The sequence below is a fragment of the Pseudomonas sp. AC136 genome (assembly GCF_979258585.1).
In genome coordinates this window covers 4,034,868-4,048,073 of record NZ_OZ409865.1, presented here as the reverse complement: position 1 = coordinate 4,048,073, position 13,206 = coordinate 4,034,868, and the positions used below count along the sequence as shown (strand labels likewise).

The following is a 13,206-nucleotide window of genomic DNA, read 5'->3' as shown; positions in this document are numbered from 1 at the left end:
GTCATCGGAAGACGCCGTGCTCATCATCCCCGCCGAACACCCGCTGGACTGGAAAAAACCGCCCGTCATTACTCTGCTGCTGATCGTGCTCAATGTGCTGATTTACTTCGGCTACCAGAGCGGCGACAGCGCGCGGCAAGAGGTGGCGGTGAAGGCATATCTGGACGCCGGGTTGCTCAACCGCGAGAAGGCGCTGTTCGTTGAGTCATTCAGCCGCCGCAATAAACTCGACGACGACCAGCGCAAATGGCTGACCTCGGCGCCTCGCGTGCAGCTGGCGCAAGTGATCCTCGGCGACCTCGAATTCGAAAACACCCTGCACTACACGCCGGCCTATCAGGACGATCCCGCCTGGCAAGCCGACCGCGCCAGGGCCGAAGCCGCGCGCAACACCATGAGCAACTACCGCTTTGGCTTCATCCCAGCCAAGTTCACCGTGCAAGGCTTGTTCGGCGCGATGTTCCTACACGCCGACTTCGGGCACCTGGCGGGCAACATGTTGTTCCTGTTTATCTTCGGCTTCGCCCTGGAGCGCGCCCTAAGCCCAGCCGTTTACGTGGGCTTGTACCTGATGAGCGGCTTGGCCTCGCACCTGTTGTGGTGGGTCATGGACCCGGTATGGGCCACGGGTATTGGCGCGTCCGGCGCCATCGCCGGATTGATGGGCATGTACTTGGGCATTTACGGGCTGCGGCGGATCAATTTTTTCTACTGGCTGGGGCCGATGTTCGGCTACTTCCGTGCGCCGGCGTTGTGGATCCTGCCGATCTGGATGGGCAAAGAACTCTACGGCGTGCTGCTGGCTGACGACCACGTGAACTACTACGCGCACCTCGGCGGCATGGGCGCCGGGTTCCTCGCCGTGTGGTTGCCACGGCAAGTGGGCAAGCTGAAGGTCGACGAGGCGTACCTCAACAAGGAAGACCCGGACGCGCCGTTCAAACGCGAAGTGGCCGCGTTGGATAGCTTGATCGGTCAATTCAACCTGGAACAGGCGGCCGCGCGCGGACCCGATTTGCTCACGCGTTATCCCAACCGCCTGATACTGCTTGAGCGCCTATATCCGGTCGCCAAAAGCCGCGAAGACAAAGTGCTGCTCAGCGCCGTGCTCAAACAATTCTTCGCCCTGCCCCACGCCACCGCCAACCTACCGCAACTGCAACGCCTGGCCGACGACAGCGCACAGTTCGCCCTGCTGCAACACCCCGCCGTGCAACTGCACCTGCTGCAACGCCTGCTCCAAGCCCGGGACGGCGTGCGTGCGCTATCGACCTGGCGAAAACTCATCCAAACCCGCAACCGCCCGCCGCAGTTGCCCGCCCTGACCCTGCAACTGGCCAAACAGCTCGGCCAACAAGACGACCGAAGAAGCGTGGCCGAACTGCACGAATTTCTGCGCGCGGTTTATCCCGATGCCGAGCAGACGCAGCAGTTGGGCGTATATCAGCAGCACATCGCCCGGTAGCACCCATTTTTGTAGGAGCCAGCTTGCTGGCGAACCCTGCAAACCTCGGTCGAGATCATCGTTTGCAGGGGTTCGCGAGCAAGCTCGCTCCTACAGAGACCTGAAACTGTGGGAGCGGCTTTAGCCGAGATGCCTTTGCGTTTTCAGGCCCGGCCAATCGCGACTGAAGTCGCTCCTACAGTGGGTAGGTGATACTTGCTTTGCGAAGGTGGCCGTTACTCGCTCAAGGGTTTCGGGGCTAAGGTCGGGCAAGGCGCCCCGCAGCTTTTGAGCGCAGCGTAGTCCACTACGTGAGCATCAAAAGCGAGGAGCAACGCCGCCCGGCCGACGACCCGGAAGCCGTCCGGTTGTGCGCACACATAAAAAAACCCCGGACAGGTCCGGGGTTTTTAATGTGTGCTCACAACTTACTAGAGAAGTCGCGTAGCTCGTCCTGAGCTTTTTCTTTGCTCCACCCATAGCGCTCCTGAAGTTTCCCTGCCAGGTACTCGCTATGCCCTTCGGCGACATCCAAGTCGTCGTCCGTCAGGTCGCCCCAACGTTCCTTAATCTTGCCGTTGAGCTGTTTCCACTTGCCTTTGATCACGTCGGAATTCATGAGAAGTCCTCCTTTGATGGGGCGAACCAGGCGCCAGAATGACGCCTGGGGAATTGCTGTCTGGCGATCAACTGAATCGTTCAGTTGATGAATTAATCAGCCGATTTCAGGCCGTCGGCAGACACTGCCTTAACGCCTTTGATGCCTTTGGCTTTGGCAACGGCCAGGTCACGCTCGGCTTCGCTCTTAACGACGCCGGACAGGGCAACCACGCCTTTGTTGGTTTCAACTTTAATGTCCAGTGCGCTGAGTGCGCTGTCGGCCACGAAAGTGGATTTAACTTTGCTGGTGATCCAGGTATCGGTTACCGCTTCTTCAGCGTTGTCCACGGTGTCGCTGGCGGCCATCATCAGCGGCGCAGTCGAGGTGTGGGTGGTGTCGGCGAACGCCAGAGGCGTCATGCTCAGGCTCAGTGCGCCGGCAGTGGCAGCTGCAATAACCAATTTATTGAATGGCTTGTTCATAACGTCTCACTCCTGTTCATTTGAAAATTCCGCCGCCTGTCCTGGCTGCGGTTTCACAGTACATATCGCAAGCGCTGTGCCAGTTTTAAAAAGATAATTTAACCCTTTAAAATCAATCACTTAGTAAACATTCAAAACGAAGCGGATCGTGCAGATTGCAAGTTAGCCGCTTCGCTTACTTGCAAACTGCATGAACTGTCAGCCTTTGGTAGCCATTCGATCGAGAACCACCTGCAAATTGTTCACTTCGGTGATCAAGGGTGACTGCGGATAGCGGCCGCGCACGAAGGCCAACAGCTTCTGCGCCGGTTCTACTTGGCCAAGACCTTCGGCAAAGCCGCGTGCTGCGAGCAAATAGGCGCGAGGGATGTGCGGATAGTCGGGGAAGCGTTGGTGCAGGTTGCGCAGCAGGCTCAGGCCTTCGCGCGTACGGTGGCGGTCGAGCAAAGCGCCGGCAATGCGCTCGCATACCAGCGGATCGTCCGGCATGTAGTCGGGCTGAATCTTTCGCGCGTTAAGCAGCGCGGTGGAGGCCAAGGCCGGACTGCTGCGGGTCGCCAGCGGCAGGTAGTGAGCCAGGTGGCGCAGGCAGCGCTCGCGGGCGTTGAGGTTGAACAGCAACTGATGGAAACGCTCGTTGAGCTTGAGGTCATCGGGCGTGCGCTCCAGCGCCAGCGTAAGCGTTTCTAACGCGTGCTGACTTTGACCTTCTTTTATGCGGATTTCCGCCTCGGCCATGGCGCGGCGGCGCAGGTATTCAGCGGCGGGAAAACCGTTATGGCTGTCTTCCTCGGCCATTACGTAACCCAAGGCGCCCTGATACTGGAAAACCGCGTAGCCCATCATGGCGCACATCACCACGGTGAAATAACTGAACAGAAAGGCTGCGATGGGGAACAGCACGACCCGCGGCAAGCCGTGGGACAGCATCATTGTTACCCAGCTGGGCGACTGCCAGAGGATGAATAAAAACGCGCAGAGAATCAGGTAACGCCAGCCCATGGCTTTGATGACCTGGCCGACTTCCTCGGGGCTCAGCGCCGCGCCCAGTGTTTTATCCAGCGCCAGGCGAATAATGCTGGCGGGCATGACCAGTAGCAGTGAAATGTTAACGGCCCAATAGACCGCCTCGCTCTCGAAGTCGGCCGCGATCCACAGCGCCACGAAGCACAAAATGAACACCGCCATCTGTTTGAAAAACAGGCTGAAGCCCGAGCCAGTAAAGGCGCTGGCGAGCGAGGGCGCGGCTTTTTGCGCTTCGCTGCTGGCTTCGATAACGCTGTAGAAGTATTTGGTGGCGATGCTGAACAGCACCGTCCATAAAATCACCGAAGCCGGCATAAACAGGCTCGCCAGGGCGATCAGACCGCTAAAGGCCAAGGGGCCGGTTTGCAGCCCGTAAGCGAAAAACTGGGGGATGCGCTCCCAAAAGGGTTGCGCCGTATTAGCAGCACCAAGAAATTCCAGGCGGCCCGCGCACAGCGGACAGGTTGGGGTTTCTTCCGGTGCGTCGTCATTAAGCGGCGTACAGCAATCGCCGTAATGCCGGGGACACGTGTGGCACAGCCAGGTGGCGGGCTGCGTCGGGTGATAGTGGCAAAGACTTTTTTCCATGGAGGCAGCGTTCCTTGTTGCGTCTCGGCGTTCGGCGTCTCGGCCGCATGATGTGTTGAAAAACGATTTTCAGGGCAAAAAAAGAGGGCCGGTTAGGGCCCTCTCTTCAAACTGCGAACCCGTTCGGGTTAAACGCCAGAAGCTTTCGCCGCTGCTACGTCTTTGATCGACAGTTTGATACGGCCACGGTTGTCGACGTCCAGTACCAGCACTTCAACTTCCTGACCTTCTTTCAAGATGTCGGTCACTTTCTCAACGCGCGCGTCGCTCAGCATCGAGATGTGCACCAGACCGTCTTTGCCCGGCAGGATGTTTACGAATGCGCCGAAGTCGACGATGCGCTCAACCTTACCGACGTAGATTTTGCCGATTTCAGCCTCTGCGGTGATACCCAGAACGCGCTGACGTGCAGCTTCTGCCGCTTCTTTGGTTTCGCCGAAGATTTTGATCGAGCCGTCGTCTTCGATGTCGATCGAGGCTTTGGTTTCTTCGCAGATCGCGCGGATGGTTGCACCACCTTTGCCGATAACGTCGCGAATTTTGTCCTGGTCGATTTTCATCGCGATCATGGTCGGCGCGTTGGCCGACAGTTCGCTACGCGACGTGGAAATAACCTGGTTCATCTGACCGAGGATGTTCAGGCGAGCTTCCAGGGCTTGGCCCAGGGCGATCTCCATGATTTCTTCGGTGATGCCGTTGATCTTGATGTCCATCTGCAGCGCGGTAACACCTTTAGCGGTACCGGCCACTTTGAAGTCCATGTCGCCCAGGTGGTCTTCGTCACCGAGGATGTCGGTGAGGATGGCGAATTTCTCGCCTTCTTTAACCAGACCCATGGCGATACCGGCAACCGGCGCTTTCATCGGCACACCAGCGTCCATCAGGGCCAGGGAAGCACCGCACACGGAAGCCATGGAGCTGGAACCGTTGGACTCGGTGATTTCCGACACCACACGGATGGTGTACGGGAACGCATCAGCAGCAGGCAGCATGGCCTGAACCGAACGACGCGCCAGACGGCCGTGACCGATTTCGCGACGGCCAGTGGCGCCCATACGACCACACTCGCCCACCGAGTACGGAGGGAAGTTGTAGTGCAGCATGAAGGGGTCTTTGCGCTCGCCTTCGAGGGTGTCGAGCAGTTGTGCGTCACGCGCGGTGCCGAGGGTGGCAACGACCAGCGCCTGGGTTTCGCCACGGGTGAACAGGGCCGAACCGTGGGTGCGATCCAGAACGCCAACTTCGATGGCCAGCGGGCGAACGGTGCGGGTGTCGCGGCCGTCGATACGTGGCTTGCCGTTAACGATGTTTTCGCGAACGGTGCGGTATTCGATTTCGCCGAACGCGTCTTTCACTTCGCCAGCGGTAGGACCGCCTTCAACGGCGAACTTGGCAACAATCTGGTCTTTCAGCTCACCCAGACGGCCATAACGCTCATGCTTGATGGTGATGGTGTAAGCCTGGGAAATGGCCTCACCGAATTCGCTGCGGATTGCGTCCAGCAGGGCGGTGTTCTTGGCAGCAGGAGCCCAAGCCCAGGTCGGCTTGCCGCATTCGGCAGCCAGTTCGCCAACGGCTTTGATTACCGATTGGAACTCGTCGTGGGCGAACAGTACGGCGCCCAACATCTGGTCTTCGGTCAGCTCTTTGGCTTCGGATTCAACCATCAGCACGGCGTCTTTGGTACCGGCTACGACCATGTCCAGGCTCGAGGCCTTGAGTTGCTCGTAAGTCGGGTTCAGCAGGTAGCCAGTGCTTTCGTGGAAGGCCACGCGCGCGGCGCCAATCGGGCCTTCGAACGGGATGCCGGAGATAGCCAGGGCAGCCGAGGTGCCGATCATGGCAGCGATGTCCGGATCGGTTTTCTTGCTGGTGGAAACCACGGTGCAGATCACCTGAACTTCGTTCAGGAAACCTTCAGGAAACAGTGGGCGGATCGGACGGTCGATCAGGCGGGAAGTCAGAGTCTCTTTTTCAGAAGGACGCGCTTCACGCTTGAAGAAGCCGCCAGGGATTTTGCCGGCAGCGTAGGTTTTTTCTTGGTAGTGAACGGACAGCGGGAAGAATCCTTTGCTTGGGTCGGCTTGCTTGGCGCCAACCACGGTCACCAATACGCTGACGTCGTCGTCAACGGTGACCAGTACTGCGCCGGAGGCCTGACGGGCAATGCGGCCAGTCTCGAGAGTGACGGTCGATTGACCGAACTGGAATTTCTTGATTACCGGGTTCACGGTGTATTTACCTTCTTTTTGCCTTGGGGAAATCGTTTTCTTGCAGAATTCTTGGGCAACCACGGGGTTCGGACCCGCTACCTGTCCAGGGGTAACGCCTACAGCTCAAACAAAACGCAGGGTGCAGATAAAACTTGAGGCTGGAAGCCTGCCGTTAATCATCGGGCTGCGTGAGCATACCCAATCAATAACGACAAACAACCAACCTCTAGCAGCTTCGCTAAATTAGCGACGCAGGCCCAGACGACCGATCAAGGTGCTGTAGCGGGTAACGTCTTTGCCTTTGAGGTAGTCCAGCAGCTTACGACGCTGGTTTACCATGCGGATCAGACCACGACGGGAGTGGTGATCTTTACCGTTGGCTTTGAAGTGACCTTGCAGCTTGTTGATGTTGGCGGTCAGCAGTGCAACTTGCACTTCTGGCGAACCAGTATCACCAACGGCTTGTTGGTAGTCGGTAACGATTTGAGCTTTTTCTTCAACGCTGAGTGCCATGTGGGCTTCCTCTCAATTGAGAAACTGCATTCCAGTGAAGGCAGTTCCAATAGGCCGAGGACAAATCCTCGTATTAAAAAATGAGATGTGACCGTGCCTATTAACAGCCACCCTCGCCCACCCCGGTTGCCCGGAATGGTTCGGTCATTCTGACCGAATCAAACGACGCGGCGCGATGCGCCCGTCTTCACTCACTTCGCCAATTCCGATGAAGCGAGCCGTGTGATCGTATACGCGGACCATGCCACTTTGCGGCGAGTCCGGGGCACGTACCGCCTGCCCATGTAACCAGTAAAACGCGCTGTGCTCGGAGAACTGCACGCGAGCCCAATGTTCGAGGCCGCTGTCGGAGGGCAGCAAAAAGCGGTCAACCGCTTCGTTACCGCCATCGGCGTGCACCTGTTCCAGCTCGTCCAGCGTGACGGTTTGCGCCAACACGAATGGACCGGCCTGGGTACGGCGCAATTCTGCGACATGAGCGCCACATCCCAACGCCTGGCCGATGTCTTCCACCAGGGTCCGGATGTAGGTGCCTTTGCTGCAAGCCACTGACAAACGTGCCTGCTCGCCTTCGCAGCCCAGCATTTCCAGGCGCGCAATAGTAACAGAACGCGCTTCACGCTCCACTACCTCGCCCGCACGCGCCAGTTTGTAAAGCGGCTGGCCGTCTCGTTTGAGGGCAGAGTACATCGGCGGTATCTGGCTGATTTGCCCGCGAAAACGCGGCAGCACGGCTTCGATATCGTCACGACCAACGGTTACATCGCGACGCTCAATCACCTCGCCCTCGGCGTCCGCCGTGGTGGTGGTGACGCCCATCTGCATGACCGTCTCGTAGCCTTTGTCGGCATCGAGCAGGTACTGGGAGAATTTCGTCGCCTCACCGAAGCACAGCGGCAATACACCGGTGGCCAACGGGTCGAGGCTGCCGGTGTGCCCGGCTTTCTCGGCACTGAGCAACCAGCGCACCTTTTGCAGGGCGGCGTTTGAACTGAAGCCCTTAGGCTTGTCGAGCAGAATAATGCCGCTGACGTTCCGGCGAATGCGCTTGACCTGAACCAAGCCCTTACTCCTTCTCGGAAGCTGGGGCGTCGTCGACATAGACATGCTGACCGTCTTCGGCCACGGCACGCTCAATCAGCGCCGACAGATGCGCGCCGCGCATAACGCTTTCGTCGTAATGGAAATGCAGCTGCGGCACGCTGCGCAGCTTCATGGCGCGAGCCAATTGCATGCGCAGGAAACCGGCGGCGTCGTTCAGGGCCTTGACGTTCTGCGCGATTTCTTCGGCGGTGTCTTGGCCCATAACGGTGATGAAAATTTTGGCATGGCCGACGTCACGGCTCACGTCCACGGCGGTGACTGTTACCAGGCCGACACGCGGGTCTTTGACTTCGCGACGGATCAGTTGCGCGAGCTCGCGCTGCATCTGATCGCCAATGCGTTGGGTACGGCTATATTCTTTGGCCATCTAACTACCTGTTACCTCCCGCCACGGCGCATAACCCTGACGGTCTGAAAGCGGCAAACGCCCGGCCAGGCGTGAGCCGGACCGGGCGTTGCGTATAACGACTCGTGCTTAAAGGCTGCGAGCCACTTGGATCTTCTCAAACACTTCGATCTTGTCGCCGACCTTGACGTCGTTGTAGCTCTTGACGCCAATACCGCATTCCATGCCGGCACGAACTTCGGACGCGTCGTCTTTGAAGCGACGCAGCGATTCCAGCTCGCCTTCGAAGATAACGATGTCTTCACGCAGTACACGGATCGGACGGTTACGGAAGACCGTTCCTTCGATAACCATGCAACCGGCGATCGCACCAAACTTCGGCGAACGGAACACGTCACGAACTTCGGCGATACCGAGAATGTTCTCGCGAACATCGCTGCCAAGCATGCCGGTGAGGGCTTTCTTGACGTCTTCGATGATGTCGTAGATGACGTTGTAGTAACGCATGTCCAGGCTTTCCTGCTCGACGATCTTGCGAGCGCCGGCATCGGCACGCACGTTGAAGCCAAACAGAACAGCGTTGGAGGCGAGTGCCAGGTTGGCGTCGGACTCGGTGATACCACCGACACCGCCACCGACTACGCGCACTTGCACTTCGTCGTTACCCAGACCGTTGAGCGCACCTTGCAGAGCTTCCAACGAACCACGTACATCGGACTTGAGCACGATGTTGAGGGTTTTCTTCTCTTCCTGGCCCATGTTCTCGAAGATGTTTTCCAGCTTGCCAGCGTGGGCACGAGCCAGTTTCACTTCGCGGAACTTGCCTTGGCGGAACAGGGCGACTTCACGAGCTTTCTTCTCGTCAGCCACAACGCTCATCTCGTCGCCAGCATCCGGCGTGCCGTCGAGGCCGAGGATTTCGACTGGAATCGAAGGACCCGCTTCCTTGATGGACTTGCCGTTCTCGTCGAGCATGGCGCGAACGCGGCCGTAGTTCGAGCCGACCAGCACCATGTCGCCTTGACGCAAAGTACCGTCCTGAACCAGCACGGTGGCAACCGGGCCACGGCCTTTGTCCAGACGGGACTCAACCACCACACCACGGCCAGGAGCCGACGGCGTTGCAGTGAGTTCCAGTACTTCGGCTTGGAGCAAGACGGCTTCAAGCAGCTCGTCTACGCCGGTACCCATCTTCGCCGACACGTTCACGAACGGGTTGTCACCGCCCCACTCTTCCGGCGTCACGCCCTGAGCAGCCAGTTCGCTTTTGATGCGTTCCAGGTCAGCGCCAGGCTTGTCGATTTTGTTCACCGCAACAACCAACGGCACACCAGCGGCTTTCGCATGCTGAACGGCTTCGATGGTTTGTGGCATCACGCCGTCGTCGGCTGCGACTACCAGAATCACGATGTCGGTCGCCTTGGCACCACGAGCACGCATGGCGGTAAACGCGGCGTGACCAGGGGTATCGAGGAAGGTCACCATGCCGCGCTCGGTTTCTACGTGGTAGGCGCCGATGTGCTGGGTGATACCGCCCGCTTCGCCGGCCGCCACTTTGGCGCGACGGATGTAGTCGAGCAGCGAAGTTTTACCGTGGTCAACGTGGCCCATTACGGTCACAACCGGAGCACGGGAAATCGCTTCGCCTTCAAACTTCAGGGACTCGGCCAATTGCTCTTCAAGCGCGTTGTCGCTCACCAGCTTGACCTTGTGGCCAAGCTCTTCGGCGATCAACTGAGCGGTTTCCTGATCGAGCACTTGGTTGATGGTCACCGGAGTGCCCATCTTGAACATGAACTTGATCACTTCAGCCGCTTTAACCGACATCTGCTGAGCCAACTCGCCCACAGTGATGGTCTCGCCGATGGATACGTCGCGCACAACCGGACCGGTCGGGCTCTGGAAACCATGGGCATTGCGCTTTTTCAGCTTGGCTTTGCCACGACCGCCGCGACGGAAGCTGTCGCTTTCTTCGTCGGTGGTCCGTGGAGCAACGCGAGGCGCCGGAACCTTTTCCTTCTCTTTAACCGAAGGACGGTGCGCGGTGTTCTTGCGATCGCCGCCACGACGGTCGTCGTCGTTGCGCGGTTTGTCCGGACGGCGCTGTTCGTCTTTCTTGCGCTCTTCAACCGGCGCAACAACAGGCGGCAGCTCGATATCGGCAACAACGGGCTGAGGAGCAGGTGCGGCAGGCGCCGCCTCGGCAGCAGGCTCGTTGTTCGAAGCGCTGTTCTTACGCGCTTCTTCTTCGGCCTGACGCTTGGCTTCTTCAGCCGCTTTCAGACGCGCCTCTTCAGCCGCGCGCTCTTCTTGCTCGCGCTTCTGCTCGGCTTCGATCTCTTCGGAACTGCGCTTAACGAAGGTTTTCTTCTTGCGCACTTCAACGCTGATGGTTTTGCTTCCTGCTACACGCAGGGTGCTGGTGGTTTTACGCTGCAAGGTAATCTTGCGCGGCTCTTCCACTTTCTCGCCGTGACTGCTTTTGAGATGCGCCAACAGGGCTTGCTTCTCGCTGTCAGTCACAACTTGATCGGCACCCGTGTGCGGCAAACCCGCTTCGCGCATCTGCAGCAACAGACGCTCTACCGGGGTGGCGACCACTTGGGCCAGTTCTTTGACCGTGACTTGCGTCATGCACTTCTCTCCTCAGGCCGCCAACTTACTCGAACCAATGGGCTCGGGCGGCCATGATCAACTTGCCGGCACGCTCTGCGTCGATACCGTCGATGTCGAGCAGGTCGTCAATCGACTGCTCGGCCAGGTCTTCGCGGTTAATCACGCCGCGTACTGCCAGTTCTTGCGCCAACCCTTTGTCCATACCCTCAAGCGAGAGCAGGTCTTCGGCTGGTTGCGCGTCTGCCAGCTTTTCTTCCGTCGCAATGGCCTTGGTCAGCAGGCGATCTTTGGCGCGAGCGCGAAGCTCGGTGACGATTTCCTCGTCGAAGCCATCGATGCTGAGCATCTCTTCCATTGGGACATAGGCGATTTCTTCCAGGCTGGTGAAGCCTTCTTCTACCAACACCTGAGCAATATCTTCGTCGACTTCCAGCTCGTCGATGAAGTTCTGCAGGATGTCGCCAGTTTCAGCTTGCTGCTTGGCCTGAATATCCGCTTCGGTCATTACATTCAGTGTCCAGCCGGTCAACTGACTAGCCAAACGAACGTTCTGACCGCCACGGCCGATTGCTTGTGCCAGATTGTCTTCACCGACGGCGATGTCCATGGCATGGGCATCTTCGTCAACGATGATGGCGGCAACTTCGGCCGGTGACATGGCGTTGATCACGAACTGAGCAGGGTTGTCATCCCACAGCACGATATCGACACGCTCGCCGCCCAACTCACCCGACACCGCTTGTACACGCGAGCCGCGCATACCGATGCAGGCGCCTTGCGGGTCAATACGTTTGTCTTTGGAGCGCACGGCAATTTTGGCCCGCGAACCCGGATCACGGGAAGCGGCCATCACTTCAATAAGCTCTTCAGCGATTTCTGGCACTTCGATACGGAACAGTTCGATCAGCATTTCCGGCGCGGTGCGCGACAGGATCAGCTGAGGACCACGGTTCTCGGTGCGAATTTCTTTCAACAATGCACGCAGGCGAGCGCCAACGCGGAAGGTTTCGCGGGAGATGATGTCCTCGCGAGCCAGCAGCGCTTCAGCGTTGTTGCCCAGGTCAACGATGACGTTGTCGCGGGTAACTTTCTTCACGGTGCCGGAGATAATTTCGCCCAGACGTTCACGGTAAGCTTCGACCACTTGGGCGCGCTCAGCTTCACGAACTTTCTGCACGATAACTTGCTTGGCGGTTTGCGCCGCGATACGACCGAATTCGATCGACTCGATTTTTTCTTCGATGGTGTCGCCAAGCTGGGCATCAGGCTTGATTTCTCGTGCCTCGTCGAGCGTCAGCTCGGATGCCAGGTTGAACAGCGATTGATCATCAACCACGGTCCAGCAACGGAACGTTTCATAGCTGCCCGTTACACGATTGATCTCTACGCGAAGCTCAACTTCTACGTCGAAACGTTTTTTCGTTGCAGTGGCCAACGCCAACTCCAACGCCTCAAAAATCACGCCGGCCGGTACACCCTTTTCGTTGGATACCGACTCAACAACCAGCAGTACTTCTTTGCTCATCGTACGCCTCGCCTTTCGCAATCCATTGGATCCGCGGGATCCGCGTCTCAGTCAAAACTGGGAACAATATTGGCCTTGTCGATCGAATCGATCGGCAACAGGTATTCATGGTCATCAACCAGCACCACAACATCCTGTTCCTCTACTCCGCGAAGGAGGCCCTGAAAGTTACGCCGCCCATCAAAGGGAGAACGCAGTTTGATCTTTACTTGCTCACCGGCGTGCGCGGCGAACTGCTCAATCGTGAACAGCGGCCGGTCCATGCCTGGCGAAGACACCTCCAAGGTGTATTCGCTAGCTACCGGGTCTTCGACATCCAGGACACCGCTCAACTGGCGACTGACCTTTTCGCAATCTTCGACAAGAATGCCGTTGGCATGATCGATATAGACGCGAAGCAGGGAATGCCGCCCCTGGGACAGGAACTCGATACCCCAGCATTGATAGCCAAGGGCCTCGACTACCGGGGCCAGCAAGGCCTGCAACTCTTCTAGCTTGCTCGACACTTGAACCCCTCGTGCATGTCGTACAAATAAAAAATGGGCGAAACGCCCATCCCTTGAAGCCGCTGAACGTTACGCTCAACGACAAAACAGCCAAACCAACAAAGCAACCGGCTAACAAAAAGCCCCTAAAAAGGGGCTCCGCTACAATCGATTGCAGGGGAAGAAAGGTTAAACCAAACCTTCTTAGCCATGAGCCCATCGGGCTATCAAACGGCCGAACCCCACGTTAAAGCTGGGGCCGA

The 13,206-nt window shown here is 58.1% G+C and carries 11 protein-coding genes; 1 reads left to right on the top strand and 10 read right to left on the bottom strand.

The window, feature by feature from the left end:
• The first annotated feature begins 16 nt into the window (after positions 1 to 16).
• On the top strand, positions 17 to 1,465 hold the full coding sequence (locus tag ACZZZU_RS18100) for a rhomboid family intramembrane serine protease (RefSeq protein ID WP_463551380.1): 1,449 nt from the start codon (positions 17 to 19) through the stop codon (positions 1,463 to 1,465).
• A 400-nt stretch (positions 1,466 to 1,865) separates the two neighbouring features.
• Here the strand turns inward: ACZZZU_RS18100 and ACZZZU_RS18095 are convergent, their stop codons facing one another.
• From ACZZZU_RS18095 to rimP, 10 genes are all read right to left on the bottom strand, one after another.
• Positions 1,866 to 2,063, bottom strand: coding sequence for a CsbD family protein (locus tag ACZZZU_RS18095; RefSeq protein WP_122454057.1), 198 nt, complete (start codon positions 2,061 to 2,063; stop codon positions 1,866 to 1,868).
• A 92-nt stretch (positions 2,064 to 2,155) separates the two neighbouring features.
• Positions 2,156 to 2,527: a BON domain-containing protein gene (locus ACZZZU_RS18090; protein ID WP_122454056.1), complete on the bottom strand. Its 372-nt coding sequence runs from the start codon at positions 2,525 to 2,527 to the stop codon at positions 2,156 to 2,158.
• Positions 2,528 to 2,725: 198 nt separating this feature from the next.
• Complete coding sequence (locus tag ACZZZU_RS18085) at positions 2,726 to 4,141, bottom strand: hypothetical protein (protein WP_463381679.1); 1,416 nt, start codon at positions 4,139 to 4,141, stop codon at positions 2,726 to 2,728.
• 128 nt (positions 4,142 to 4,269) lie between these two features.
• A complete protein-coding gene (gene pnp, locus ACZZZU_RS18080) occupies positions 4,270 to 6,372 on the bottom strand; it encodes a polyribonucleotide nucleotidyltransferase (protein WP_122493058.1) in 2,103 nt (700 codons plus the stop codon).
• 225 nt (positions 6,373 to 6,597) lie between these two features.
• Positions 6,598 to 6,867 (bottom strand): 30S ribosomal protein S15, encoded by a 270-nt coding sequence (gene rpsO, locus ACZZZU_RS18075; protein WP_010447232.1) that lies wholly within the window; start codon positions 6,865 to 6,867, stop codon positions 6,598 to 6,600.
• A 144-nt stretch (positions 6,868 to 7,011) separates the two neighbouring features.
• Complete coding sequence (gene truB, locus ACZZZU_RS18070; protein ID WP_463551379.1) at positions 7,012 to 7,929, bottom strand: tRNA pseudouridine(55) synthase TruB; 918 nt, start codon at positions 7,927 to 7,929, stop codon at positions 7,012 to 7,014.
• Positions 7,930 to 7,933: 4 nt separating this feature from the next.
• A complete protein-coding gene (rbfA, locus tag ACZZZU_RS18065; protein ID WP_463551378.1) occupies positions 7,934 to 8,338 on the bottom strand; it encodes a 30S ribosome-binding factor RbfA in 405 nt (134 codons plus the stop codon).
• 108 nt (positions 8,339 to 8,446) lie between these two features.
• The gene (infB, locus tag ACZZZU_RS18060) at positions 8,447 to 10,951 is read right to left on the bottom strand and encodes a translation initiation factor IF-2 (protein WP_122493061.1); all 2,505 of its coding nucleotides are present in this window, start codon (positions 10,949 to 10,951) and stop codon (positions 8,447 to 8,449) included.
• 25 nt (positions 10,952 to 10,976) lie between these two features.
• Positions 10,977 to 12,458, bottom strand: coding sequence for a transcription termination factor NusA (gene nusA, locus ACZZZU_RS18055; RefSeq protein WP_122493062.1), 1,482 nt, complete (start codon positions 12,456 to 12,458; stop codon positions 10,977 to 10,979).
• A gap of 47 nt (positions 12,459 to 12,505) precedes the next feature.
• Positions 12,506 to 12,964, bottom strand: coding sequence for a ribosome maturation factor RimP (gene rimP / locus ACZZZU_RS18050; RefSeq protein ID WP_108098208.1), 459 nt, complete (start codon positions 12,962 to 12,964; stop codon positions 12,506 to 12,508).
• Positions 12,965 to 13,206 lie beyond the last annotated feature (242 nt).